Genomic DNA, 24,491 nt, shown 5'->3' on the forward strand with positions numbered 1-24,491 from the left:
GATCAGGGCATGGGGTGTTCGAGCGCCAGCTGCCGCACGCGCTCGCGAATCGAATCGGAGGGCCCCTCGGTCAGCGCCCGATCCATGAGCTCGGCGACGAGCGGCATGTCTTCGGGAAGGAAGCCCCGGGTGGTGATCGCCGGGGTGCCGACGCGAATCCCGCTCGTGACCCGCGGGGGCTCGGGATCAAAGGGGATGGCGTTCTTGTTGACCGTGATCCCGACCGCATCAAGGCGCGCCTCAGCCTCCTTCCCGGTCAACCCCTTGGGACGAAGATCGACCAGGAAGAGGTGGTTGTCGGTGCCGCCGGAAACGATGCGATAGCCGCGCTCGGAAAGCGCCGCCGCCAGGGCCTTGGCGTTGTCGATGACGGTCCGGGAATAGGCCTTGAAAGCCGGCTGCAAAGCCTCGAAAAAGGCCACCGCCTTGCCCGCGATTACGTGCTCGAGGGGACCGCCCTGGATCCCGGGGAAGATCATCTTGTCGACCTTCTTCGCCACCTCGAGGTCATTGCCCAAAATCAGCCCGCCCCGGGGCCCCCTGAGCGTCTTATGGGTGGTCGAGGTCACCGCATGGGCGTGGGGCAGGGGGCTGGGGTGCAAACCGGTGGCCACGAGCCCGGCGATGTGGGCCATGTCGACCATGAGATAGGCCCCGACCTTGTCGGCGATGGCCCGGAAGCGCTCGAAATCGATCACCCGGGGGTAAGCGCTGGCCCCGGCGACGATCATCTTGGGCTCGTGGGCCAGGGCCAGGCGCTCGACCTCGTCGTAGTCGATGGTCTCGGTCTCACGGTCGACGCCGTAACTCACTACGTTGAAAAACTTCCCCGAAAAGTTCACCCGGGACCCGTGCGTCAGGTGGCCACCCGAGGCCAGGTCCATCCCCAAAATGGTGTCGCCGGGCTTTAACAGGGCGAAATACACCGCCATGTTGGCCTGTGAGCCGGAGTGGGGCTGGACGTTGGCCCACCTCGCATCGAACAGGGTCTTGGCCCGCTCGATGGCGAGGGTTTCCACCTCGTCGATGTACTCACAGCCCCCGTAGTAGCGCCTGCCCGGGTAGCCCTCGGCGTACTTGTTGGTCAGGACGCTCCCCACCGCTTCCCGCACCTGCGGGCTGACGAAGTTCTCGCTGGCGATGAGCTCGAGCCCCTCGGCCTGGCGCCGCGCCTCGGCGGCAATCCACTGGAATACCTCCTGGTCGCGTGGATACATGCCATTATGGTAAGGGATGCCCAGGGTCAATCTGTACGCCACGCTCCGCGATCTCACGGGAGAAAAGAGCCTCAACGTCAGCGGGGGCACGGTGAAGGAGGTCATCGAAGCACTCGCCGCGCGCTGGCCCGTGATCAAAGCTGAACTCCTCGAGGGCGACGAGGTGGCCGACGGTTACTCGGTGTTCATCAACGGCCGCGACGTGCGTTACCTCGAGGGCCTTCAAAGCCCGGTCGCCGAGGACGACGTCATCGACATCTTCCCCCCCGTCGCCGGCGGCGGCAGGTTCAGCACCGTCTTCGGGGGCGTCAGCCCCCAGCAATTCCAGGGCTACCTGAAAAAGTGGGGCGCGACCCCCGGCGAAGACGGCTGGTGGACGCTCTCCGGCGCTCGGGTTCGCTACTGGGAAGAACCGCCGACCCAGGTCGGTTCCTGGCTGGTGGCCAAGCTCGGGGTCGAGGTCGAAGGGGATGAAGCCGAGCGCTGGTGGAAGAAGATCACTCTGGCCTGCATGCGCGGTGGAGGTTAGCCGTGGGCACGGAGGAAGACGCCGGCGAAGTCACGATCGTCCCCTGCGCGTCCGAGTCGCTCATCGCCGAAAAGAAGCTCCACCCCGAGATCAACGTCTTCCGCCCGCCGGACCGCCAGCACGAGGCGCTCACCGGCATCGCCAAGAGCCCCGACGGGTGCGTCAGCATCGCCTACGTCGACGACACCATCGTCGGATACGCCGCCTTCCACCGCCCCGACGCTTTTGAGCGCTGGGGGAAGGACAAAACCGGTGGCATCTACGAGCTCGGCGCGGTGGAGGTGGCCCCTTCGTGGCGGGGCCGGGGTATTGCCAAGCGACTGCTCGAGGCCAGCTTCAAAACCGGCCGCTTCGACGACAAAATCGTTATCGCCACCCTCTACTACTGGCACTACGATCTGGAGCGAAGCGGCATGACCGCGTTCGCCTACCGCGACCTGCTCAAATCGCTCTACAGTTCTGTGGGGTTCGAAACCTTCTCCACCGACGATCCGGACATCTTCGCCCACGCTGAAAACCTGCTCATGGCCCGGATCGGCCCCAAAACCCCGGCGAAGGTGAAGCAAAGCTTCGACCGTCTGCGCTTCGGCGCCGAGGACGCGCCCTGGGGCTTCATCTGAACGCCCCGTCGGCGCCTAACCAGGGGCCAAACGCCAAAACGGATCGACCTGACCGGCCTCGAGCCGGTGCCGGGCCCGGGGGAGCGCGTCGGCCACCTCGGAGGCCAATAGGCCGATCGTTCCCACCAGGTCCCCCGCGAGCCCGTGCAGGAACACCCCGAGCTTCGCGGCCTCGAACGGACCGAGCCCCGCGGCCAAAAAGGCGGCGATCACACCCGAGAGCACATCCCCCATCCCCCCGCTGGCCATGGCCGGGTTGCCGGTGGTGCTGACCGCGATCTGGTCGCCGTAGGCGATCACGGTCGGCCCGCCCTTGAGGACGAAGACATGCGGATACCGCCCGGCCAGGGCCCGGGCCGCGAACAGGGGGTCGGCAGCGATTTCGGCCGGGGACATCTCCAAAAGCCTCGACGCCTCGCCCGGGTGCGGGGTTACCACCACGGGCCGACCTCGCTCCGCATAGGCCGCCAGCACTTCGCCGTGAATGCTGTCGGCATCGATCACCGTGGGGAGCCCGAGTTCGAGCACCGCGCGCGCCGCCGACACCCCCAAAGGCCCGCTCCCCATGCCCACCGCCACTGAATCGGCCCGGAAAGGGGGCAGGGCATCGCCGCGCCACTCAGCGACCGGCAGCCGCACCGCCTCCACCAGTGGCATCACCGGCGCGCCCCCGGGATAGGCCACGCCCACCAGGCCAGCCCCGGCCCGGTAGGCGCCCCTCGCCGCCAGCGCGAGGGCACCGGGATAGGTCCGGTAACCCCCAGCCAGCAGCACACGCCCCACGCTACCCTTGTGGGCGTTGCCCGAACGCCTGGGAAGGAGCGAGCGCATCGCCTCGGGAAGGATGAGCTCCGGCGCATCCGCCGCCGCCTCGTAGGCGGAGTCGGGCATGGCGATCCCCGCCAGCCACACCTCCCCGCACGCCTCGCGGTGGGGATAGAAGAGGTGCTCACTTTTCAGCCCCGCGAGCGCCACCGTGACCCGGGCTCGAATGTGGGGGTGATAGGGCAACCCCGAGGGGAGATCCACGCTCACCACCGGAAGGCCGCTCGCGTTGACCCGCTCGACGAGCTCCGCCCACCGACCGGCGAGGGGCCGGGTGAGACCGGTGCCAAAGAGGGCGTCGACCACCACGTCGAAACCCGCCGGCGTCCACTCTTCGACCGGCTCGGGCTCGACCCCCGCGACCACGAGCGCCGAGTGCATGACGTGCGCGTCGCCCGCTTTCACCTCCGACGGCGCGAAAACGGCGACCTCGTGCCCGAAGGCCTTGAGCCACCGCGCGGCGACGAACCCGTCGCCACCGTTGTTGCCCTTGCCCGAGAGCACACAGACCCGGGCGCCGGGGTAGCGCCGCCCGACCACCTCGGCCACCGCCCGCCCCGCCGCTTCCATCAGCAGCAGGGTGGGATATCCGAGCGCCCGTGCCCGCTCGTCGACCGCCCGCATTGCATCCGCGCTGTAGAGCCTCATGCGCCTCGCCTCCCGCTTCCCCGCGCCAGGCCCTCGAGGGTCGCGAGTGCTTCCTGTACCCCCAAAACGATGATCTGATCCCCAGACCGCAAGACGAAATCCGCCGCCGGGTTGACCACCGGCACCCCATCGCGGATCACCACCAGCACCGTGGCCTGGTGCTGTTTGCGGATCTCGAGATCGGCAAGGCTCTTCCCATCCATCACGCTGCCCGCTTCCACGCGCAAATCCTCAATGGAGAGCGGCGCGCCGCCCCGACGCAAGGTGGTCTCCAGAAAGTCCACCACCGCCGGGCGCACGACCAGGTTCGCGAGTCGCCGCCCGCCCACGGCATAGGGGTCGATGACCCGGTCCGCCCCAGCACGCAACATCTTCGTCCTCACCGAATCGTCCTCGGTGCGGGCGACGATGAAGAGCTTTGGATTCAGGCTGCGCGCCGAGAGCACCACGAACAGGTTGGTGGCATCGACGCCGGTGGTCACGATCAAACCGTGGGCCCGTTCCACGCCGGATTTTTTGAGGACCTCGTCGTCGGTGGCGTCGCCCTCGAGCACGAGCGCCCCGTCGTGCATGGCCCGGGCAACGCGATCGGGATCGCGCTCGACGACCACGAAACCAACCCGGCTGTCCTTGAGCTGCTCGGCGGCCTGCCGGCCAACGCGGCCGTAACCGACCACGATCACGTGGTCCCGCATACGCTCGATGGCCCGCTCCATACGAACCAGCCTACGCCGGGTGGCGCTCATTTCGACCACATAGTCCATGAAAACGCCCAGCACGTAGAACAGGGTGGCGATGCCGGAGGTTCCCACGGCCATGGTGAAGACGCGCTCAAGCGGCGTCTTCACCGGCAGCACCTCGGTGTAGCCGATGGTGGTGGTGGTGATGAAGACCATATAGAGGGCGTCGAGCAACGTCGCCCCCTCGTTTCGCCAAAGCCACCAGTAGCCGCCGGTGCCGATGAGGAAGATCGCGCCCAGGATGAAAAGCGGCAGCGCCAGACGCTGTTCCAGGGTTTTGGCCGACGGGCGAGGCATGCCTTCCCTAGGATAAGGAACGTGGAAGGACTCGAGGAAGCCAAGGCCCGAATCGAGCAGGCCAGTCGGGTCGCGGGGCTGACCGGGGCGGGCATCAGCGCCCCTTCAGGGATCCCCACCTTTCGCGACCCCGGCGGGCTGTGGCAGAACTTTCGCCTCGAAGACTACGCCACCCCCGAGGGGTTTGCCAGAAACCCGGAGGAGGTCTGGCGCTGGTACGCCTGGCGCTATGCCAGGGTGCAGCAGGCGACGCCCAACCCCGCCCACCACCTGCTGGCCGAGCTCGAGGCCGAAAAGGGCGAGGGGTTCCTCCTCGTCACCCAGAACGTCGACGGCCTGCACCAGCGGGCGGGCTCAAAACGCGTGGTCGAGCTCCACGGCAGCATCCTCCGCGCCCGCTGCACCCGATGCGGCCACACCGAGCCGCTGCCGCCACCGGAAAGCTTCGAGCCCCCGCCCCGCTGCTCCCACTGCGGTGCCCTGATGCGCCCCGACGTGGTGTGGTTCGGCGAGCTCTTGCCGGCCGGAGCCCTGGAAAAGGCCCAGGCCGCATTTCTCCACGCCGAGGTGGCGCTGGTGATCGGCACCTCGGCCCTGGTTGAGCCCGCCGCCTCGCTGGGGCGGCTTGCCAAAATGGCCGGGGGTTACCTGATCGAAATCAACCCGGAACCTACCCCCCTGACGCCGGTCGCCGACCTCTCGCTCAGGGAAGGCGCGGTCGAGGGCCTGGCGCGCCTCCTCAAGCCCCAGACCTAAGGACGCGCCCGCGAGCTTTTCAGCATACCGATGCGAGATTGCCTTGTCGGAGCGGCAGAAAGCCTCGGGCAACCACCTAATCGCCGGACTTTTTGCGCCCGCGCCAGGTGAGCTTGAAGGGGACCCGGGAAAACCCGAGGTCGCTGCGGATTCGGTTTTTGATGTAGTTTTCAAAGGCCCGGGTTACGAACTCGGGGTAATTGACGAAGAAGACGAACGTCGGCGGAGCCACCTGGACCTGGGTGGCGTAGAAGATCTTGAGCGACCGGCCGCGGAAGTTGGGCATCCGGGTCCTGAGGCACCAGACCTGAACCATGCGGTTGAGGTCGCTGGTCTCGACCCGCTGGTGGGCCTCCTCGTAGAGCTGGACCGCCTCGCTCAGAATTCGGGTGAGGTTTTCACCGGTCTTGGCGGACACGAAAACCATCGGCAGGTGCTGCAGGTGGGCGAGCTTTTCCCGGATCGCCCGGCGCACGCCTCGCCGCTCGTCCCTTGGGACCAGGTCCCACTTGGTCACCACCAGGATGACCGGACGCCCGGCCTCGAGGGCCTCATTCGCCATCTTCAGCTCGCGGTCGCCGAGCTCGAAGGGATCGACCACCAAAGCCACGACGTCGGCCTCACGCATCACCCGCTGGGCCCGCAGGATGGCGAACCACTCCACCGCTGTCTCCGGGCGCTTGCGGATGCCGGCGGTATCGACCAGACGAAACCGGCGACCGCCGAAGTCGAACTCGACATCGATCGCATCGCGCGTGGTTCCCGCCTGTTCGGAGACGATCACCCGCTCCTCGCCGAGGAGCGCGTTCAAGAGCGAGGACTTGCCCGCGTTCGGCCGGCCGATGATGGCCAGCTTCAAGGGCTCGACTTCGCCTTCGTCAGGATCTTGGTACACGGGAAGCGTGGCCCAGATGCGCTCGATCAGCTCGTCAAAACCCCGGCGGTGTTCAGCCGAGGTCGGGATCGGGTCGCCAAACCCCAACCCGTAGAGCTCGCCCAGATAGAGCTCATGCTTGGGATCGTCGATCTTGGTGGCCACCAGCAAAACCGGTTTCTTCTTTTTTCGCAGGTAATCGGCGACCTCGTAGTCGGCCTGGGCCAGCTCGGCCCGGCCATCGACCAAGAAGAGCACCAGGTCGGCGTCCTCGAGGGCCCGGTCGACCTTCTCGCGAATCTTTTCTTCCCAGGCATCGCCAGACCACACCCCCCCGGTATCCACCAGCCGGAACCGCCCGGTATCGGTCTCCACCACGGCTTCCTTGAGATCCCGCGTCACACCGGGTTCGTCCGCAACCACAGCGTCGCGGCGGCCGACGAGGCGGTTATAAAGGCTCGATTTGCCCACGTTGGGGCGGCCGACGATGACAACTTTCTTCATGCTGCAAAACTCCTCTCCCCATCAGACCCCGCGGGTCCCCCGGGGTGTGCCAAGCCGGCATTATACCCGATAGTATAGGCAAATCCCAGTTGACGCGTCCTTCCCCCATGGCTAATATGTGGGGTGCGGTCTTTGGCCGCAGCGAGGCGGTGTAGCTCAGTTGGTTAGAGCACGCGACTCATAATCGCGGCGTCGGCGGTTCGAGTCCGCCCACCGCCACCAGAAAAAGCCCGTGATGATGGGTAAAATGGCGAAGGGCCCCGCGCAGGGCCCTTTCTCTTTGACATCTAAATGACAGCTAACGCCGGATCTGCCTGGAGTCCTTATCGCCGTGACCCCAGGGAAAGGTTGGCCCAGATCAGCCCGGCATCGGCGCCTTGCGTCAATCCTGGCCACCGGCGTGGGGCCTGTAAGGGCAAGGTCGTGACCAGGGGTCGCGGCGATTCACACCGCGCTACTCCGCATCCTCCAGTGTTCGATCAGCGGCCTCGAGGAGCAACCCTGCGTGCGTCGCGAGGTGGCTCAACGAAGCATAGAGCTCGCCCTCTAAGTCGATACGGCAGGGGTCGGAATGTCCATGTCCTTCAGCTGTCTGACCAGGCTAACGTAGCGTTCGGCCTCTTTGGCAAGCTCTTCCCAGAGCCTGTTGAACGCGACGCCCGTGCCCCTTTCGATGGGGAATTCCTCCCTGCGCCGCGAAACTTCTTTCCTGGCCATCCCCGACACCTCGCTATTCCCGACCCCCCTGTATCGACGGTCCCTCAAAGCCGAACTCCGAGGCTTATTCACGCCTCTCCATTCCGACATACCCTTCACCGTAGTCCCACCCCCAGAGTCGGGTCAATCACCCGTTAACCCGCCGCCGTTCGCCCCGGACGGGAAGGCTGAAGGCGAGGGCCTCACATCCCACCTACGAATCCCTCGGCCGCTCCAGAACCTGGGCCTGGAACCACAGTGCGGTCTGACGCATGCCTTCTTCGAATGAAAGCCGGGGGCGCCAGCCGACGCGCTCCAGCTTCGCGGCATCGAGCACGCTCCTTTGCAAATCGCCGGGGCGGGGCGGGGCGAAGCGGATCTCCGGCTTGACCTCGAGGACCTGCGCGATGGTCCAGAGGACCTCCTCGGTGGTGTGCCCCTCGCCGGTGCCCACGTTATACACCCCATCAAGCCCCCTATCGATCACCAGGAGGTTCGCCGCCACCACGTCGCTCACGTGGATGTAGTCGCGAACGCCCCCCGAATCCCCGACCTCCTCGCGGGCAAAAAGCACGACCGGCTCACCGCGGAGCAAGCGGTGCGAAAAAATCGCCACCACGCCTGCCTCGCCATGGGGGTTTTGCCGTGGACCGTAGACATTGGCGTAGCGCAGGCTGGTGTAAGGCAGCTGGAAGTTTTGCCAGAAGGCCTCGAGGTGATACTCGAACCCGGCTTTATCGGCGGCATAAGGGCTTTTAGGGCGCGCCGGCCAGTCCTCCGTCGCCCGCTCTTCCTCGGGGACCTCGCCGTAGATCGCCCCGCCGGTCGAAGCGAAGACGAAGCGCTGGACGCCGGCCTCACGCGCGGCCTCGAGCACATTCAGCCCACCCATCAGGTTGACCTCGGCATCCAAGTAGGGCTCGCGAACGCTGACCGAGACCGAGGCCTGGGCCGCCTGGTGGAACACGAAGTCGGGCCGGAACGCCTTAAAAACCTCGAAGACGGCCCTCCGGTCCCGGATATCGAGGGCCACGAACTCGGCCTGGGGGGCGACGTTTTCCCGCCGCCCGCTCGACAGATCGTCGATGGCCATCACCTCAAAACCCCGGTCGAGCAAGGCATCGACGAGATGGCTGCCGATGAAACCGGCCCCTCCTGTCACGATCGCACGCATGGGGCTATTGTACGCTCGTCGCCGAGCCCCGGGATTCGCAGCTGACCGTGATCACCCAAGCACGCCGATTTCCTTCAAAATGACCCAGGCATAGGCCGGTCCCTGATCGGCAATATGGGCCTTATAGTCAGTCGGACCCTTGAGCTCGCCACCCTCGGCAACGAACCGCGCCGCTCTTTCCAGATTGCTGCGAGCGATCGTGTAGGTGTTGCCGCTGCCCTCCGGCCGAACGCTCACGCTTTTTTCGGTCACCCTCACCACCGTGAAGGGTTTTCCACTCTTGGTGAGGAGGCGCTTTCCCGCCAGGCGCTCGACGCGCCCCCAGTCCAGCCTGCGGGCGGGAAAAGCCAGCACCCCCACCACCAGCCGCCCCGGCCCGTGCACGCCCTTGACCATGATCTGGCCGATATCGGCCGACTTGCTGGGCCCCGAGTGCAACCCGAGCGCTGCCACGCCTTCGCCCCTCACCGCCCGCAGGGCGGCAAGGAGCGTGGGGTAGAGCACCCCGGCCTCGACCCACACCAACTGGGTGGGCACGAGCAGCTGTCCGCGACGGCCTTCCCTCGAGGCCAACACCACGCTGCCCGTCTCCGCCACCGCGGCGATGGCGTAGCTCACGCCGAGCTCCGCGACCTCGGGCTCCGCCTCCGGCAAATCCGGCCGGAGCCGCTCGGGTACCCGCGGGCTCACCCAGGCCCGGTCGAAGGGCTTTGCGAACTCGGATAGCCAGCCCCGTGCCTCTTGCGGGCTGCCAAACCGCACCACCTCGGCCCCGGCACGTTCCAGGCGGAGGGCGAAATTCTGGTACGCCTCTTCCCACGCCACCTCTGCCGGCTCGGGCACGTCGGGCAGCTGCAGCGCCGGACGGTCGGCGAGGGCGGTCCTGATGCGTTCAAGGATTCGCGTTCTTACGCTCATCTTCGAGTTCCTCCCAGAGCTCGTGAAAGGGTCTCGGGCTCGGGGTCAGGCCGGCCCGGTAACGGGTCCAGGCCCGAACCACCGGCAGACGCTCGCTGCCCAGGGCCGAAGGCAAAAGCCGGAGGGCTTTTGAGGCCAAACGGTAAGCACCGGGCCTGCGCATGGTCTCGGCGTAGGCCTTGATGAGCTGCGGCTCGGCCGGCGCCGCAAGCCCCGAATCCACCGCACGATGCCGCCAGGTCAGGATGAGCTTTGGGATTGGGATCTTCACCGGGCACACCTCCCCGCAGGCCCCACAGAGCGTGCTGGCGTTATAGAGAGGATAGGCGCCCTCAACGCCGAGGAAATGCGGCGCCAGGATCTCGCCGATCGGACCCGAGTAGACAAAGCCGTAGGGATGCCCGCCCATTTGACGGTAGACCGGACACACGTTGAGGCAGGCTCCGCAGCGGATGCAGCGGAGAACCTCCCAAGCTTCATCGTCGGCGAGGGCCGCGGTCCGCCCGTTGTCGACAAGCACCACGTAGAGCGCCTCGGGACCATCGGGATCATCCTTCTTCGGCCCCTGGATCAGGCTGACGAAGGTGCCGATCGGCTGGCCGGTCGCCGCCCGGGCCAAAAGTTGCAGGAAGATCGCCAGGTCGTCGAAACGGGGCAGGAGCTTTTCAATACCGACAAAAGCAACGTGGACCTTGGGCACGCTGGTGGTGAGGCGGATGTTTCCCTCGTTCTCGACCAGGGCGATGGTGCCGGTTTCAGCCACCAGGAAGTTGGCCCCGGAAATGCCGAGCTCGGCCGTCAAAAACCGCTCCCGCAAGAACTCGCGCGCTGCCCTAGCCAGCACCTCGGGCTCGGCGTCGGGGGGCGTTCCCAGATGCACGTGGAAAAGCCTTCGCACCTGGTCCAAGCTCTTGTGGATGGCCGGACCGACGATGTGCGACGGCGGCTCGCCCGCCAGCTGGATGATGAACTCGCCGAGGTCGGTCTCGTAGACCTCGAGGCCCCGAGCCTCGAGGAAGGCGTTGACCCCGAGCTCCTCGGTGAGCATGCTCTTGGCCTTGACCACCCGGCGAACGCCGTGGCGCTCGACGATCTCGGCCAGGATGCGGTGCGCGTCCTCCGGGCCGTCGGCCCAAAGCACCTCGGCACCGTTTTCCTTGAGCCGGGCCTCGGCCGCCTCGAGGTAATCGGCGAGACGGGAAAGGAGGTGCGCCTTCACGTCGCGGGCGTAGTCGCGCCAGGCCTCAGCGGGGACCTCGGCGTAGGCCTTGGCCCGGTTTTGGTCGAAATGCAGCGTTGCCCGGTAGACCGATTCCCGCACCTCGGGATGGTCCTCGATGAGGCTGGCCGAGGCGCGTGGGAAGTCGCTGATCCGAAGTTCGATCTTCTCAGGCATGGCTCGCCGCCTCCGTTTGCCCCGCGCCTTCTTGGCCCTGGCGCGCTTCCCAAAGCAGCTCCGCCAGGTGGCGCACCGGCATCCGCATGCCCCGGCGTGCCATGCGCCCGGCCAAGTGCATCAAACACCCGGCGTCGGTGCTCACCACCGCCTCGGCCTCGGGCAGGCCGTCGAGCTTGCGGTCGGCCATGGCCACGCTCACCACCGGCATCTTGACCGAGAAAAGACCGCCAAAACCGCAACACTCGCGATCCTCAGCCCAAGGGACGATCTCCGCGCCGGCGTTCTTCAAAAGCCTGACCGGCTCGTCCTCCACCCCAAGCTCCCGCAGGGCATGGCAGCCGTAGTGGTAGGCCAGACGCCGGCCCAAAAGCCCCTGCCCCAGGGCCTCCACGCCCAGCACCCGGACGATGAACTGGCTGAGCTCGTAGGTGCGGGCCGAAAGGGCCATGGCTTTTCGCGAAGCCGGCCCCCGCCCTTTGAAGAGCTCGGGGTAGTGAACCCGCAGCATCGAGGCGCAGGAGCCCGACGGCAGCACCACGTAGTCGTAATCCTCGAAGACCTCGAGGGTATGCAGGGCCATCGCCCGGGCCTCGTGCCAGTGTCCGGCGTTAAAGGCGGGCTGGCCGCAGCAGGTCTGCCCGCGGGGAAACTCCACCTCGACCCCGAGCGAACGCAAGAGGCGGACGCTGGCCACCCCCGCTTGAGCGAAGAACTGATCCACGAGACAGGTCACGAACAGTGCCACACGCATGGTTTAGCGAGATTATACCCCGCACAGTTTTCGGAACCGAAAGCCATCTGGTTTTGTTTTGCCGCTTTTCGGCCCGACTTGGTTGACGAACCGTAAGCCAAGGGGGTATCCTGAATCCCGGCATCACAAAGGAGGGGAGTATGCGCAAGTTCCTGGTGGCACTTCTTTTGGCGGGTCTCTTCGGCATGGCCGCGGCCCAGCGGATCGTCGTCGTGACGCACGGGCAGGCGGCGGATCCATTCTGGTCCGTGGTCAAAAACGGCGTGGACCTCGCGGCCAAGGAGCTCGGCGTCAAGGTCGAATACCGCGCCCCCGAAACCTTCGACATGGTGCAGATGGGCCAGCTGATCGACGCCGCGATCGCTTCGAAGCCCGACGGGCTCGTGGTCTCGATCCCCGACGCTGACGCCCTCGGACCCCACATCAAGGCCGCCGTCGAAGCCGGCATCCCGGTGATCTCCATCAACTCGGGCGCCGACGTGTTCAAAAAGTTCGGGGTCATGATGCACGTTGGCCAGGAGGAGTACATCGCCGGTAAGGGCGGCGGAGAAAAGATGCGTGCCATGGGGGTGAAGAAGGCCGTCTGCGTCAACCACGAGGTCGGGAACGTCGCGCTCGACCAGCGTTGCCAGGGCTTCAAGGACGGTCTCGGCCCCGGCGCCAGCGTCGACGTGCTCTCGGTCCCCACCGACTTCACCGAGGTGCGAAACGCGATTCTCTCTTACCTCCAGCGCAACCCCGACATCCAGGGGATCCTGACCCTCGGCCCGGTTGGTGCCGAGCCCACGCTGCAGGCGTTGGAAGAAGCCGGCAAAATCGGCTCGGTCACCTTTGGCACCTTCGACCTCTCCCCAGCGGTACTCAAGGCTCTGAGCGAGGGCAAAATGGCGTTCGCTATCGACCAGCAGCAGTTCCTGCAAGGGTATTTGCCCATCGTCTTCCTCACCAACTACATCCGCTACGGGCTCTTCCCGGCCAACGACGTGGTCCTCACCGGTCCGGGTTTCGTCATCCCCAAGAACGCGGCCCAGGTGATCGACCTTTCGAAGAAGGGCATTCGCTAAACAGGCCCCGGGGCGGGGGATCCCCCGCCCCGCTTCCCACCTCGAAACGCTCATGGAACACGACACCCGCCTGCGGAAAGTCAGCCCGGTGCGCGCCCTGATGGCCCGCCCCGAATTCGGCTCCCTGGCCGGGGTGATCCTGGTCTTCGCCTTTTTCGCGGTGGTGGCCGGTGACCGGGGGTTTTTAAGCGCTCGCGGCACCCTCAACTACCTCGAGGTCGCCGCCCAGCTCGGTCTCCTGGCCGCATCGGTCAGCCTGCTCATGATCGCCGGAGAGTTCGATCTGTCGGTGGGCTCGATGATCGGCGCCGCCGGGATGGCGATGGCCATCCCGGTTGCCATATGGGGATGGCCGATGTGGGCTGGGATTCTCCTCGCCTTCGTCCTGGCCGCGCTCGTCGGTTATGCCAACGGCTACCTGGTCATGCGCACGGGACTCCCCTCGTTCATCGTGACCCTGGCCTCGCTCTTCATCCTCCGGGGCGCCACGCTTGGCTTCACGCGCATGATCACCAGCCGGACCCGGGTCTCCGGCCTCCACAGCTACGCCCAAGGGGATCCCCTGGCGGGGATTTTCTCCGGCGACCCCCTGGGAATCCCGATCTCGGTCTGGTGGTGGATCCTCATCACCCTGCTCGCCAGCTTCATCCTGACCAAAACGCCCTTTGGCAACTGGATCTTCGGCGTTGGCGGCGACGCCAGGGCCTCCCACGCGGTGGGCGTCCCGGTGGCCCGCGTGAAGATCATCCTCTTCATGGCCACCGCGATGAGCGCGGCACTGCTCGCGGTCATTCAGGTCCTCGACACCGGCAGCGCCGATGTATTGCGGGGTGAACTCAAGGAGCTCGAGGCCATCGCCGCCGCGGTCATCGGGGGCAACCTCCTCACCGGGGGCTACGGCTCGGTGATCGGGGGCAGTCTCGGCGCGCTGCTGCTCGGGATGGTCAAACAGGGCATCTTCTTCACCGGCATCAACACCGACTGGTTCAAGGTCTTCTTGGGCAGCCTGCTCCTCGCCGCGGTGCTCCTGAACGACCTCCTGAGGAAAAAGGCCCTGGAGGCTCCGAAATGACGCCGCTCATCGAGGCCAAAAACATCAGCAAGTACTTCGGGCCGGTGGTGGCGCTCAAAGACATCTCGCTGAAAGTCCACGCCGGCGAGGTGCACTGTCTCCTCGGCGACAACGGTGCCGGAAAGAGCACCCTCATCAAGATCCTCTCCGGCGTGTTCCCGCCTGACGAGGGCGAGCTCTTCGTCGAAGGCCGCCCGGTCCGCTTCGAAAGCCCGCGTCAGGCCATGGACCTCGGCATCGCCACCGTCTACCAGGACCTGGCCATGATCCCCCTCATGAGCATCGTGCGGAATTTCTTCCTCGGACGCGAACCCACGGTGGGTTTCGGGCCTTTTCGTCGCTTCGACCTCACCACCGCCGAAAAAATCGCCACCGAGGAACTCAAAAAGATCGGCATCGACGTCCGCGACGTGCACCAGGCGGTCGGCACCCTCTCCGGCGGCGAGCGCCAATCGGTGGCCATCGCCCGGGCCGTCCACTTCGGGGCCAGGGTCCTGATCCTCGACGAGCCCACGAGCGCCCTCGGCGTCAAGGAGGCGGCGGTCGTCCTCCGCTACGTGATCGAGGCCAAACGAAGGGGCGTCGGCGTGGTCTTCATTACCCACAACGTGCACCACGCCTGGGCCGTCGGCGACGTGTTCACCCTGCTGAACCGAGGGCAAAGCTACGGCACCTTCCGAAAGGAGGAAACGAGCCGGGAGGAAGTCCTGCAAATGATGGCTGGCGGCGAGGAGCTGGCCAGCCTCGAGGTCGAGCTCGAGGAAATCGCCCGCAACCAAGGGAGGAACCCATGAACAGCGAACGACTCACGGTGGCACAGGCGCTGGTCCGATTCCTGGCAGCGCAATACGTTGAGCGTGACGGACACACCACCCGACTCCTCGAGGACGTCTGGGGCATCTTCGGCCACGGCCAGGTGGCGGGGCTCGGGATCGCCCTGGCCGAGGCGCCCCAGCGCCTCCGCTACCTGCGGCCCCAAAACGAGCAGGCTGCGGTACACGCGGCCGTGGCCTACGCCAAGCACCACCGGCGGCTCCGGGTCCAGGCGGTCACCACCTCGATCGGACCGGGCGCGACCAACATGCTCACCGGGGCGGCAACGGCGACCGTCAACCGGCTGCCGGTGTTGCTCCTTCCCTCCGATTACTTCGCAAACCGCATCCCCGACCCCGTTTTGCAGCAACTCGAGCACCCGATCTCGCACGACGCCAGCGTCAACGACGCCTTCCGCGCGGTGAGCCGCTTCTTCGACCGCATCAGCCGCCCCGAGCAACTGCTCGCCGCCCTCCCCGAGGCCATGCGGGTGCTCACCGACCCCGTCGAGACCGGGGCGGTGACGCTGGCCCTGCCCGAAGACGTGCAGGCCGAGGCCTACGACTGGCCCCAGGCGTTTTTCCTGCCCCGGGTCTGGCACCTGCGCCGGCCGCCCCCCGAAGCGGCGCGGATCGGGTCGGCGGCGGCGCTCATCCGGCGGGCCAAACGCCCCCTCATCGTCACCGGCGGGGGCACGCGCTACGCCGAGGCCGAGGCCGCCCTCAAGGCCTTCGCCGAGGCCTTTGGCATCCCGGTCGCTGAAACCCAGGCCGGCAAGGGCGCCCTGCCCTGGAACCACCCGATGAACGTCGGGCCGGTTGGCGCCAACGGCGGGCTCGCCGCCAACCGTCTGGCCAAAACCGCCGACCTGATCATCGCGGTGGGGACCCGGCTCGGCGACTTCGCCACCGCTTCCAAGACCGCCTTTGAAAACCCGGATCTCAAGGTGATCGGCATCAACGTGGCCCCCTTCGACGCGACGAAGCTCTCGGGGCTCGCCATCGTGGCCGACGCCCGCGAGGCCCTGCTCGCGCTCAAGGCAGCCCTCGAGGCCCAAGACTACCCCGGCACCGGGCCCGAGTACCGCCGCGAGGTGCAAAAGCTCAAAGCGCTTTGGGACGCCGAGGTGGAGCGCCTGACCGCGCCGGGCGGGGAACGCCTGAGCCAGGCCCAGGTCATCGGCATCGCCAACCGCGTCTTCGGCCCCAAAGCCACGGTCGTCGCCGCCGCGGGGAGCCTGCCTGGCGACCTCCTCAAGCTCTGGCGCACCGAAGACCCCCTCGGCTACCACCTGGAGTACGGCTACTCGACCATGGGCTACGAGATCGCCGCCGGGCTCGGGGTCAAGATGGCCGAGCCCGAGCGCGACGTGCTGGTGATGGTCGGCGACGGCAGCTACCTCATGATGAACTCGGAGATCGTCACCGCCGTGGCCGAGGGCATCCCCTTCACCATCCTCCTGGTCAACAACTTCGGCTTCCAGTCGATCCACGGGCTCCAGCGCTCGGTCGGCAGCCCCTCCTTTGGCAACGAGCTCCGCAAGCGCAACCCAGAAACCGGACTGCTCGACGGCGAAGTGGTGGCGGTCGACTTCGCCGCCCACGCCAGGGCCTTGGGCGCCAAGGCCTTCAAAGTGCGCGACGCGGCCTCGCTCGAGGCCGCCCTCGAGGCGGCCAAAACCAGCCGGCAGGTGACCCTCATCGAGGCCATCGTCGACCCCGAAGAGCGCGTCCCGAACTTCGAAGGCTGGTGGGACGTTCCCGTCCCCCAGGAGAGCGCTTTCGAAAGCGTGCGGCGGGCCAGGGCCGAATACGAGGCCCGGCAGAGGAAGCAGCGCCGCGTTTTCCCACCCACGGAGGCAAGATGAAGATCGCCACCTCACCCATCAACTGGAACAACGAAGACGTGCCGCTCTACCGGCCCTGGGTGCCCTACCCCCAGATCCTCGACGAGATCAAACAGGCCGGCTACACCGCCACCGAGTGGTCCAGAAGCCTCCCCGAAGACGTCGAACGCTTAAAGCGCGACCTCACCGGGCGTGGCCTGGCGATGGTGGGGGCGTTCGTGGGCCTTGAGCTCCGGAACCCCCAAAAACGCGAGGCCGAGATCGCCCGCGCCCTGGAAAAGGCTGCCTTCCTCCGGTCCCTCGGCGCCCGGCACCTGGTGGTCGCCGACGCCGGCGACGACACCCGGCGCGCCGTCGCCGGTCATGCCGGACCGGAGCACTTCCTCTCCGAGGCGGGCTGGAAAAGCCTCACCGCCGGACTCAACGCGCTCGGCGAAAAACTCAAGGCCATGGACACCGAGCTCGTCTTCCACAACCACGTCGGCACCTACGTGGAAACCGGCCCCGAGATCGTCCGCCTGCTCGAGGAAACCGACCCCCATCTCGTGGGCTGGTGCCTCGACACCGGCCACCTGGTCTACGGTGGCGGCGATCTTCTGGCCCTGCTCAAGCGTTACGCAAGCCGCGTGCGCTACCTGCATCTGAAGGATGTCGACCCCGGGGTCCTGGGGCAGGCCAAGGCCCGGGGCTGGGGGTTTGACGAAGCGCTGAAGCACTACATCTTCGCCCCCCTGGGCCGGGGCATGGTTCCGCTCCGGGAATCAATCCGCCAGCTCAAGGCCGCGGGCTTTGAGGGCTGGGTGGTGATCGAGCAAGACACCACCCCCACCGACCCCACCCAAACCGCCCGCGAAAACCGGCTCTGGCTGCAATCGCTCCTCGAGGAGGTCAGCAATGGCGCATAGCATCGCGCTTATCCCCGGCGATGGCATTGGCCAGGAGGTCATCCCCGAGGGCGTGCGGGTGATCGAAGCCCTGGCCAGGCGCTTCGGCTTCGAGGTCGCCTTCACCGAGTATCCCTACGGGTCGGCGTATTACCTGGCCCACGGGGTGATGATTCCCGAGGAGGGCTTTGCCCGCCTCGCCGAGCACGACGCGATCTACCTCGGCGCGGTGGGCGATCCCGGGCAGGTGCCCGACCACATCACCCTGCGGGGCCTCTTGATCCCCATCCGCCAGCGCTTCGATCAGTACGTCAACCTGAGGCCCGCGCGCGCTCTGCGCGGCCTACCCACGCCGCTCAAAGGGGATCCCCCCTTCGACTTCGAGGTGATCCGTGAGAACTCCGAGGGCGAATACGCCGGTGCTGGGGGGCGGGTACGGGATGAAGTCGCGGTGCAAACGGCGATCTTCACCCGCAAAGGCACCGAACGGGTGATGCGCTATGCCTTCGAACGAGCCCGGGCGCGAAGGGGGCATCTCACCGTGGCCACCAAATCCAACGCGCTGCAACACGCCCTCGTCTTTTGGGACGAGGTGGCGATGGAGATCGCCCAGGCGTTCCCCGACGTCACCGTGACCCGGATGCACGCCGATGCCCTGGCCGCCGCCATGATCAAGGACCCCACCCGCTTCGACGTCATCGTCGCCACCAACCTCCTCGGGGACCTCCTGACCGACCTCGCCGGGGCGCTGCAGGGCAGCCTCGGCCTTCCCGCCAGCGCCAACCTCAACCCCGAGCGGCGCTTCCCCTCGATGTTCGAACCGGTTCACGGCTCGGCGCCCGACATCGCGGGCCAGGGCATCGCCAACCCTCTGGCGACCTTCTGGGCCGGAGCCTTGATGCTCGAGTTCCTCGGCGAGGCCGAGGCCGCCAGGGCGCTCATGGCCGCGGTGGAAGCCGTCACCGCCGAGGGACGGGTCCTCACCCCCGACCTCGGGGGCACGGCCACCACCCGCGAGGTCACCGACGCCGTGCTCGCCAAGCTGGAGGTGACAGCGTGATCCTGGAATCCGACGACCGAACCGAGCTCGAAAGGCTGGCCAAGATCACCCGCTATCTGATCCTGAAAACCGTACACCAAAGCGGGGCCGGCCACGTGGGCGGGCCGCTTTCGGCGGTTGAAATCCTCATCAGCCTCTTCTTCAAGGTCATGCGCATCGACCCCGAAAGACCCGACTGGGACGAACGCGACCGCTTCATCCTTTCGAAAGGCCACGCCGCGGTGGGGCTTTACACCGTCATGGCCCTGCGCGGATATTTCCCGGTCTCCGAACTCGCCACCTTCGACAAGGGGAATTCAAGGCTCCAGGGCCACCCCGACATGACCCGGCTGCCGGGGCTCGACATCTCCAGCGGGTCGCTCGGCCAGGGGCTCTCGGCGGGCGTGGGGTATGCCCTCGGGGCCAAACTGGCGAAGAAAGACTTCCACACCTGGGTCTTGCTCGGCGACGGCGAGATCCAGGAGGGCATGGTCTGGGAAGCCGCGCATGTGGCCAGCCGCTACCGGCTCGATAACCTCACCGCGATCCTCGACTTCAACGGGTTGCAGCAGTACGGATGGCGGGGCGAGGGGCGGGGCGACCGGAGGGACCCCTGGGACGCCCTTCCCCCGGCCCGGATCTTCGAGGCCTTCGGCTGGCGGGTCCTCGAGATCGACGGCCACGACTTCGAACAAATTCTCGGCGCCTGCGAGATCGCCCGCAAAGCGGCGCCGGCACAAAGGCCCACCGCCATCATCGCCCACACGGTGAAGGGGAAGGGCCTTCCCTTCACCGAGGGCAAGTACGCCTGGCACTCGAAAGTCCCGAGCAGCGAGGACTTGCAAAGGGCCCTCGAGGCCCTCGGCCTTGACGAATCGGAGGTGCCGCGATGAAAGCGCTGCGCGAAGCCTTCGGCGAAACCCTGGTCGAGCTGGGGGAAAAATACCCGCGCCTCCTCGTCCTCGACGGCGACCTCGCGAACTCCACCAAAGCCGACCAGTTCGAGGCCGCCTTTCCCGATCGGTTCCTCGAGATGGGAATCGCCGAGCAGAACATGCTGGGGGTGGCGGCCGGGCTCGCCCACACCGGCTTCATCCCCTGGCTCTCCTCGTTCACCGTCTTCTTCACCCACCGCGCCCTCGATCCCTTGCGGATGCTCGTGGCCCAGACCCGCGCCAACGTCAAGATCGGGGCTGCCTACTCCGGGCTCCTCACCGGCTACACTGGAAAAACCCACCAGGACGTCGAGGACCTGGCGATCATGCGCGCCATGCCCGATATGGTGGTGCTCGCCCCCATCGACGCGGTAGAGACCCGGGCCATGATGCACTGGGCGACTGAATACGAAGGTCCGGTTTACTTTCGGCTCACCCGCGACCCCAGCCCGGTGGTCCTCGAGGCCACCCACCGCTTCGAAGTGGGGCGGGTGCTCGAGCTAAGGCAGGGCCGCGAGGTGGCCCTGGTGGGCACCGGTCCCCAGAGCACCCGGCTGCTCGGGGCGGCAAAGCGACTCGCCGAAGGAGGCATCGAGGCCGGGGTTTTCCACCTGGGCTCGCTCAAGCCTCTCGATGAGGACGAGCTTTTGGAAAAGCTCCGTCCCTACCCGCTCGTGGTCACCGCCGAAGAACACTCGATCTACGGCGGCCTGGGGGGACTTGTGAGCGAGGTGCTCTCGGCCGCGGACCCCAAACGGGTCGTTCGCATCGGCATCGAGGACCGCTGGGGCGAGAGCGCCCCCAACGACTGGCTCCTCGACCGCTACGGGCTCTCAGCGCAAAGGATCGCCGAACGCGTTCGCAAGGAGGTGGAATCATGAAACAGCTCGGCGTCGCCCTGCTCGGCGCGGGGCGCATGGGACTTGAACACGCCAAAGCCCTGGCCGGAATTCCCGAGGCCCGGGTGGTGGCCGTGGCCGACCCCCGCCCCGACGCTCGCGAAAAGGCCAAGGCCTACGCCAAAGCCGAGCGGGCCTATGCCGACGCCCAGGAGGCCATCGCCGATCCCGCCGTCGAAGCGGTGGTCATCGTCACCCCCACCGCCACCCACGCCGAGTTGATCGAGGCTGCGGCCGGAGCGAAAAAAGCGGTCTTCTCGGAAAAACCGGTGGCCTTGACGCTCGAGACCACCCGGCGGGCCCTCGAGGTGGTCGAGGCAAGCGGGGTTCCCTTCCAAATCGGCTTCCAGCGCCGCTACGACCCCGGCTACCTTCGCGCCAAAGCGCTCATCGAGGCCGGAGCGGTGGGCCAGGTCGATCAGTTCCGGGCCGTGGGCCGCGACCCCGCGCCGCCGCCCATCGCCTACCTCGAGGGCAGCGGGGGGCTTTTCCTCGACATGGCCATCCACGACTTCGACCTGGCCCGGTTTCTGGTCGGCGAGGTGGAGGAGGTGGTCGCTTTTGGAGCGGTGCGCGTCGACCCCAAAATCGGCGAGATCGGTGACGTGGACACCGCCCTGACCGTCCTCAAGTTCACTTCGGGGGCCCAGGGGGTCGTCGAGAACAGCCGCCGAGCGAGCTACGGTTACGACATCCGAACCGAAGTCTTCGGCGAAAAAGGCAAGGTCGTCGTCGACGCGGTGCCCAAGACCCCCACCTGGGCGTTCCAGGAAAGCGGGGTAAGCGCCGATCACTACGACTTCTTCATGGATCGCTTCGAGACCGCCTACCGGGCCGAACTCCAGGCCTTCGTGCGCTCAGTCCTTGCCGGCCGCCCGCCCTCACCCGGCCCCAAAGACGCGCTGGAAAGCCTCGTCATCGCCCTGGCCGCGACCCGAAGCCTCAAGGAAAACCGTCCCGTGAAACTGGAGGAGATTCGATGACACTCTTACGCACCCCAGGACCCGGTCCCGTTTCCATCGAGGTCACGCCCAAAAACGCCGGCTGGCGCTACCTGACCTTCAAGGCGATCACGCTCTACCCGGACGACACATTTGAAATTCACGAACCCGATCGCGAAATCGCGCTGGTGCCGATCGCCGGCCAAGCCGAAATCGAGCTCGACGGAATCACCGAAACGCTCGCGCGCAACAGCGTCTTCTCCGAGCTCCCCCGGGTCGTCTACGCCCCGCCCGGGGTCAGGGTCCACGTTCGGGCAAAGGACGCCTTCGACTTCGCCGTGGGCAGCGCCCCGGCCGAGGGAAAGCTGCCCCCGCGCATCATTGAACCGGCCGAGATCCCGGTGGAGATTCGCGGCGGCGCCAACGCAACCCGGCAGATCAGCCACATCCTGGCCCCGCCCCTGCCCGCGGAGCGGCTCTTGCTCTTTGAGGTCTACACCCCGAGCGGCAACTGGTCCTCCTGGCCGCCCCACCGCCACGACGGCGGCCTGGACTCGCCCTACCTCGAGGAGGTCTACTACTACCGCTTCCAGCCCGAAGCGGGATGGGCCATCCAGCGTATCTACAACGAGCACATCGACGAGGTGGTGCTGGTGCGCGACGGGGAAGCGGTCCTGGTGCCCCAGGGCTACCACCCGGTGGCCGCGGCCCCCGGTTCGAACGTCTACTACCTCAATTTCCTGGCCGGCGACGAGCGTACCACCGCGGTGGTCGACGATCCCGAATGGGCCTGGATGCGTGACGACTGGTCCGGCCGGCCCATCCAGTTGCCGATTGGAGGCCGCGTTGAGGACTGAGGAACGCCGGGGACGAATCCTCGCGCTGCTCGAGCGCCAGGGCTCGGTTCGGGTCGAGACCCTGGCCAAGGCCTTCGGGGTCAGCGAGGTCACCATCCGCAAGGACCTGACCGCCCTCGAGGCCCAGGGGCTTTTGCAACGCGTCTACGGCGGTGCGGTCTACCTGCCGCGCTCGCTCTTCAACCCCTCGTTCGAGGAAAAGCGCCACCAAAACGTCGAGGCCAAGGAGGCCATCGCGCTCGCCGCTCTGGCCCAGATCGTCGAGAACGACGCCATCATCCTCGACGCCGGCACCACCACCCTGGCCCTGGCCAAGGCGCTCAAAGGGCGGTTCCGGCGGCTCTTCGTCATCACCAACTCTATCCCCATCGCCCTCGAGCTCTCTGGGGAACCGTTCGAGATCCTGCTCACCGGGGGCACGGTCCGCCACCACTCCGGCGCCCTCATCGGACCGACGGCGGTCGCTGCCCTCGAGGCCTTCCAGGCCGACAAGGCCTTCCTCGGGGCGACCGGCGTTTCCTTGGAAAAGGGCTACACCACCCCCAACCCCACCGAAGCCCAGACCAAACAAGCCATGCTGCGCTCGGCGAAGGCCCGTTTCGTCCTCGCCGACGGCAGCAAGCTGGACCGGGCGACACTGGCCAGATTTGCTAAACTGAATGAGGTCGATCTTCTCATCACCGACGCCAGTGCGCCCGAAAGCTTTCTTTCAAGCTTGGCCGAACGGGGTCTCCAGGCGATGGTCGCTGACCTTCCCCTGAAGACCCCGAGGCACAGTGGAAGAAGGGAAAGGGAGGAGAAGGTATGAGAGGATTGCGGCTTTTCGTGGCACTGCTGGCGGTTTTTGGCCTGTCTCTGGCACAAAAGACCATCGTCATCAAGGCTTGGACGGTTGGTCCCGACGACCCCTCGATCACGCGCATGACCAACCTCGAGGAGGCGGTCAACCGCTTAAACGCGGTTTTGGAAAAGGAAAACGCCGACTACCGCGTCAAACTCGAGGCCAGTTTCGACACCACCGACTGGGACAACTACCTGCGGCGCGTCCTGCTCGCCTTCCAGTCCGGCCAGGCCCCCGACATCGTCCAGGCCTCGGCGGCACCGCTCATCGGCGTGTGGGCCACCGCGGGCTTCATCGCGCCCCTCGACGAGTACGTTAACCGCTACCCCGTCTTCCAGCTCGAGGTCATCCCCACGCTTTGGAACGCGGTGACCTTTAAGGGTCAAGTCTTCGGCATCCCGCAAGACACCGAGGCCCGCCCCCTCTACTTCAACAAGAGCCTGCTCAAAAAACTCGGCTGGAGCGAAAGCCAAATCCGCGACCTTCCCAAGAAGATCGAGGCCGGGGAGTTCACCTGGGACGACCTGCTGGCGGTGGCCAAGGAGGCCGTGGCCAAAGGCGTGGTGCAAAAGGGCTACGGCTACTGGCACCGCCCCAAGAACGGGTCGGACTTCATCGAGTGGTACCGCGCTTTCGGCGGCACGATCTACGACAGCCAAAGCGGCAAGCTCGTCTTTGAAAAGGCCGCGGCCAAGCGCTACTACAGCTGGCTGAAAAAAGCCGTCGACGCCGGGGTGCTCCGCGCCGACATGCTCGATGGCAACTGGCGCAACTGGCACCAAAACATCACCGACGGCAAGGTGCTCTTCTGGTCCGGCGGCACCTGGAACTGGGCCGAGTGGACCCAGCAGTGGCTGAAGGATAAGGGCGGCCAGGACTGGCTGTGGGCCAACGTCGGCTTTGCACCCCAGCCCAGCTACAAAAAGGGCGGCAAGCCGGTCACCCTGTCCAGCCCGCAGGCCTACATGATCTGGTCTGGCTCGAAGAATAAGGAGATCGCCGCCCGCATCCTGGCCTTCGTCACCGCGCCCGACCTCGACGCCCGACACGCCGTGGGTTCGGGACACCTCCCGGTCTTGAAGAGCACGCCGAGCATCATCGACGACCGCTTCACCCGCGAGGTGAGCGCGCTCCTCAACTACACCACCTTCCAGCCGCTCCACGCCGACCTTCCCAAGTGGCAGGAGGCCTTCTACCGCGGGGTCTCGGCGGTCGAGTCCGGCGGGCTCTCGCCCGATCAGGCGGTTGAGGTCGTGGCGGCCGAGATGAAGCGCGCGCTTAAGGACGAGCTGATCGTCCGCTAAGCCAAAGAGCAAGGGCCCGGGCCCAGGCGCGACGTCGGCCCCACCCGC

23 protein-coding genes and 1 tRNA gene are annotated in these 24,491 nt (G+C 66.5%); 16 read left to right on the plus strand and 8 right to left on the minus strand.

What is annotated here, in order from left to right; genetic code table 11:
- Positions 1-2: 2 nt before the first annotated feature.
- Complete coding sequence (glyA, locus tag ACZ5BT_RS03175) at positions 3-1,217, minus strand: serine hydroxymethyltransferase (protein ID WP_464885178.1); 1,215 nt, start codon at positions 1,215-1,217, stop codon at positions 3-5.
- Positions 1,218-1,233: 16 nt separating this feature from the next.
- Between glyA and ACZ5BT_RS03180 the strand changes: the two genes are divergently transcribed.
- Entirely contained in the window at positions 1,234-1,746 is a 513-nt protein-coding gene (locus tag ACZ5BT_RS03180) for a ubiquitin-like small modifier protein 1 (protein ID WP_464885179.1), read from the plus strand.
- Positions 1,747-1,748: 2 nt separating this feature from the next.
- Positions 1,749-2,366 carry a GNAT family N-acetyltransferase gene (locus ACZ5BT_RS03185; protein WP_464885180.1) on the plus strand — a complete coding sequence of 206 codons (618 nt, stop codon included), beginning with the start codon at positions 1,749-1,751 and terminating at the stop codon, positions 2,364-2,366.
- Between the two features lie 15 nt (positions 2,367-2,381).
- Here the strand turns inward: ACZ5BT_RS03185 and ACZ5BT_RS03190 are convergent, their stop codons facing one another.
- Positions 2,382-3,839, minus strand: a complete 1,458-nt coding sequence (locus ACZ5BT_RS03190) for an NAD(P)H-hydrate dehydratase (protein ID WP_464885181.1) — start codon at positions 3,837-3,839, stop codon at positions 2,382-2,384.
- On the minus strand, positions 3,836-4,876 hold the full coding sequence (locus ACZ5BT_RS03195; protein ID WP_464885182.1) for a potassium channel family protein: 1,041 nt from the start codon (positions 4,874-4,876) through the stop codon (positions 3,836-3,838). The genes ACZ5BT_RS03190 and ACZ5BT_RS03195 overlap by 4 nt, the downstream gene beginning before the upstream one ends.
- A 21-nt stretch (positions 4,877-4,897) precedes the next feature.
- Between ACZ5BT_RS03195 and ACZ5BT_RS03200 the strand changes: the two genes are divergently transcribed.
- Positions 4,898-5,632, plus strand: a complete 735-nt coding sequence (locus tag ACZ5BT_RS03200) for an SIR2 family NAD-dependent protein deacylase (RefSeq protein WP_464885183.1) — start codon at positions 4,898-4,900, stop codon at positions 5,630-5,632.
- A gap of 76 nt (positions 5,633-5,708) precedes the next feature.
- Here ACZ5BT_RS03200 and der read toward each other — a convergent pair whose 3' ends face one another.
- On the minus strand, positions 5,709-7,010 hold the full coding sequence (gene der, locus ACZ5BT_RS03205) for a ribosome biogenesis GTPase Der (RefSeq protein ID WP_464885184.1): 1,302 nt from the start codon (positions 7,008-7,010) through the stop codon (positions 5,709-5,711).
- Between the two features lie 145 nt (positions 7,011-7,155).
- On the opposite strand from der, the gene ACZ5BT_RS03210 reads away from it, so the two are divergent.
- A tRNA-Met gene (locus ACZ5BT_RS03210) sits at positions 7,156-7,232 on the plus strand.
- A gap of 688 nt (positions 7,233-7,920) precedes the next feature.
- Here ACZ5BT_RS03210 and ACZ5BT_RS03215 read toward each other — a convergent pair.
- The 4 genes from ACZ5BT_RS03215 to ACZ5BT_RS03230 are packed head-to-tail and all read right to left on the minus strand — an operon-like array spanning position 7,921 to position 11,948.
- Positions 7,921-8,880: an NAD-dependent epimerase/dehydratase family protein gene (locus ACZ5BT_RS03215; protein ID WP_464885185.1), complete on the minus strand. Its 960-nt coding sequence runs from the start codon at positions 8,878-8,880 to the stop codon at positions 7,921-7,923.
- 51 nt (positions 8,881-8,931) lie between these two features.
- Positions 8,932-9,798, minus strand: a complete 867-nt coding sequence (locus ACZ5BT_RS03220; RefSeq protein ID WP_464885186.1) for a LutC/YkgG family protein — start codon at positions 9,796-9,798, stop codon at positions 8,932-8,934.
- Positions 9,773-11,182 (minus strand): LutB/LldF family L-lactate oxidation iron-sulfur protein, encoded by a 1,410-nt coding sequence (locus tag ACZ5BT_RS03225; protein ID WP_464885758.1) that lies wholly within the window; start codon positions 11,180-11,182, stop codon positions 9,773-9,775. The genes ACZ5BT_RS03220 and ACZ5BT_RS03225 overlap by 26 nt, the downstream gene beginning before the upstream one ends.
- A 4-nt stretch (positions 11,183-11,186) precedes the next feature.
- Positions 11,187-11,948, minus strand: coding sequence for a (Fe-S)-binding protein (locus tag ACZ5BT_RS03230; protein ID WP_464885187.1), 762 nt, complete (start codon positions 11,946-11,948; stop codon positions 11,187-11,189).
- Positions 11,949-12,088: 140 nt separating this feature from the next.
- Here ACZ5BT_RS03230 and ACZ5BT_RS03235 point away from each other — a divergent pair, with 140 nt between their 5' ends.
- The 12 genes from ACZ5BT_RS03235 to ACZ5BT_RS03290 are packed head-to-tail and all read left to right on the plus strand — an operon-like array spanning position 12,089 to position 24,443.
- A complete protein-coding gene (locus tag ACZ5BT_RS03235) occupies positions 12,089-13,012 on the plus strand; it encodes a sugar ABC transporter substrate-binding protein (RefSeq protein WP_464885188.1) in 924 nt (307 codons plus the stop codon).
- A 52-nt stretch (positions 13,013-13,064) separates the two neighbouring features.
- Positions 13,065-14,084 (plus strand): ABC transporter permease, encoded by a 1,020-nt coding sequence (locus ACZ5BT_RS03240; RefSeq protein ID WP_464885189.1) that lies wholly within the window; start codon positions 13,065-13,067, stop codon positions 14,082-14,084.
- Entirely contained in the window at positions 14,081-14,878 is a 798-nt protein-coding gene (locus ACZ5BT_RS03245) for an ATP-binding cassette domain-containing protein (RefSeq protein ID WP_464885190.1), read from the plus strand. The genes ACZ5BT_RS03240 and ACZ5BT_RS03245 overlap by 4 nt, the downstream gene beginning before the upstream one ends.
- Positions 14,875-16,764 carry a 3D-(3,5/4)-trihydroxycyclohexane-1,2-dione acylhydrolase (decyclizing) gene (iolD, locus tag ACZ5BT_RS03250; RefSeq protein WP_464885191.1) on the plus strand — a complete coding sequence of 630 codons (1,890 nt, stop codon included), beginning with the start codon at positions 14,875-14,877 and terminating at the stop codon, positions 16,762-16,764. The genes ACZ5BT_RS03245 and iolD overlap by 4 nt, the downstream gene beginning before the upstream one ends.
- Positions 16,761-17,648 carry a sugar phosphate isomerase/epimerase family protein gene (locus ACZ5BT_RS03255; RefSeq protein WP_464885192.1) on the plus strand — a complete coding sequence of 296 codons (888 nt, stop codon included), beginning with the start codon at positions 16,761-16,763 and terminating at the stop codon, positions 17,646-17,648. The genes iolD and ACZ5BT_RS03255 overlap by 4 nt, the downstream gene beginning before the upstream one ends.
- Positions 17,638-18,687, plus strand: coding sequence for a tartrate dehydrogenase (locus tag ACZ5BT_RS03260; RefSeq protein ID WP_464885193.1), 1,050 nt, complete (start codon positions 17,638-17,640; stop codon positions 18,685-18,687). The genes ACZ5BT_RS03255 and ACZ5BT_RS03260 overlap by 11 nt, the downstream gene beginning before the upstream one ends.
- The gene (locus ACZ5BT_RS03265) at positions 18,684-19,559 is read left to right on the plus strand and encodes a transketolase (protein ID WP_464885194.1); all 876 of its coding nucleotides are present in this window, start codon (positions 18,684-18,686) and stop codon (positions 19,557-19,559) included. The genes ACZ5BT_RS03260 and ACZ5BT_RS03265 overlap by 4 nt, the downstream gene beginning before the upstream one ends.
- Positions 19,556-20,482: a transketolase family protein gene (locus ACZ5BT_RS03270; protein ID WP_464885195.1), complete on the plus strand. Its 927-nt coding sequence runs from the start codon at positions 19,556-19,558 to the stop codon at positions 20,480-20,482. Before ACZ5BT_RS03265 ends, ACZ5BT_RS03270 begins: the two co-directional genes overlap by 4 nt.
- On the plus strand, positions 20,479-21,483 hold the full coding sequence (iolG, locus tag ACZ5BT_RS03275) for an inositol 2-dehydrogenase (RefSeq protein ID WP_464885196.1): 1,005 nt from the start codon (positions 20,479-20,481) through the stop codon (positions 21,481-21,483). The genes ACZ5BT_RS03270 and iolG overlap by 4 nt, the downstream gene beginning before the upstream one ends.
- The gene (iolB, locus tag ACZ5BT_RS03280; protein ID WP_464885197.1) at positions 21,480-22,298 is read left to right on the plus strand and encodes a 5-deoxy-glucuronate isomerase; all 819 of its coding nucleotides are present in this window, start codon (positions 21,480-21,482) and stop codon (positions 22,296-22,298) included. The genes iolG and iolB overlap by 4 nt, the downstream gene beginning before the upstream one ends.
- Positions 22,288-23,106: a DeoR/GlpR family DNA-binding transcription regulator gene (locus ACZ5BT_RS03285; RefSeq protein ID WP_464885198.1), complete on the plus strand. Its 819-nt coding sequence runs from the start codon at positions 22,288-22,290 to the stop codon at positions 23,104-23,106. The genes iolB and ACZ5BT_RS03285 overlap by 11 nt, the downstream gene beginning before the upstream one ends.
- On the plus strand, positions 23,103-24,443 hold the full coding sequence (locus ACZ5BT_RS03290; RefSeq protein WP_464885199.1) for an ABC transporter substrate-binding protein: 1,341 nt from the start codon (positions 23,103-23,105) through the stop codon (positions 24,441-24,443). The genes ACZ5BT_RS03285 and ACZ5BT_RS03290 overlap by 4 nt, the downstream gene beginning before the upstream one ends.
- Positions 24,444-24,491 lie beyond the last annotated feature (48 nt).

This window comes from Vulcanithermus mediatlanticus (assembly GCF_055385885.1).

Coding starts and splice junctions, on each gene's coding strand:
- glyA (WP_464885178.1), bottom strand. CDS start 1,217: ATGTATCCACGCGACCAGGAGGTATTCCAGTGGATTGCCGCCGAGGCG.
- ACZ5BT_RS03180 (WP_464885179.1), top strand. CDS start 1,234: ATGCCCAGGGTCAATCTGTACGCCACGCTCCGCGATCTCACGGGAGAA.
- ACZ5BT_RS03190 (WP_464885181.1), bottom strand. CDS start 3,839: ATGAGGCTCTACAGCGCGGATGCAATGCGGGCGGTCGACGAGCGGGCA.
- ACZ5BT_RS03195 (WP_464885182.1), bottom strand. CDS start 4,876: ATGCCTCGCCCGTCGGCCAAAACCCTGGAACAGCGTCTGGCGCTGCCG.
- der (WP_464885184.1), bottom strand. CDS start 7,010: ATGAAGAAAGTTGTCATCGTCGGCCGCCCCAACGTGGGCAAATCGAGC.
- ACZ5BT_RS03215 (WP_464885185.1), bottom strand. CDS start 8,880: ATGCGTGCGATCGTGACAGGAGGGGCCGGTTTCATCGGCAGCCATCTC.
- ACZ5BT_RS03220 (WP_464885186.1), bottom strand. CDS start 9,798: ATGAGCGTAAGAACGCGAATCCTTGAACGCATCAGGACCGCCCTCGCC.
- ACZ5BT_RS03230 (WP_464885187.1), bottom strand. CDS start 11,948: ATGCGTGTGGCACTGTTCGTGACCTGTCTCGTGGATCAGTTCTTCGCT.
- ACZ5BT_RS03235 (WP_464885188.1), top strand. CDS start 12,089: ATGCGCAAGTTCCTGGTGGCACTTCTTTTGGCGGGTCTCTTCGGCATG.
- ACZ5BT_RS03240 (WP_464885189.1), top strand. CDS start 13,065: ATGGAACACGACACCCGCCTGCGGAAAGTCAGCCCGGTGCGCGCCCTG.
- ACZ5BT_RS03245 (WP_464885190.1), top strand. CDS start 14,081: ATGACGCCGCTCATCGAGGCCAAAAACATCAGCAAGTACTTCGGGCCG.
- iolD (WP_464885191.1), top strand. CDS start 14,875: ATGAACAGCGAACGACTCACGGTGGCACAGGCGCTGGTCCGATTCCTG.
- ACZ5BT_RS03255 (WP_464885192.1), top strand. CDS start 16,761: ATGAAGATCGCCACCTCACCCATCAACTGGAACAACGAAGACGTGCCG.
- ACZ5BT_RS03260 (WP_464885193.1), top strand. CDS start 17,638: ATGGCGCATAGCATCGCGCTTATCCCCGGCGATGGCATTGGCCAGGAG.
- ACZ5BT_RS03270 (WP_464885195.1), top strand. CDS start 19,556: ATGAAAGCGCTGCGCGAAGCCTTCGGCGAAACCCTGGTCGAGCTGGGG.
- iolG (WP_464885196.1), top strand. CDS start 20,479: ATGAAACAGCTCGGCGTCGCCCTGCTCGGCGCGGGGCGCATGGGACTT.
- iolB (WP_464885197.1), top strand. CDS start 21,480: ATGACACTCTTACGCACCCCAGGACCCGGTCCCGTTTCCATCGAGGTC.
- ACZ5BT_RS03290 (WP_464885199.1), top strand. CDS start 23,103: ATGAGAGGATTGCGGCTTTTCGTGGCACTGCTGGCGGTTTTTGGCCTG.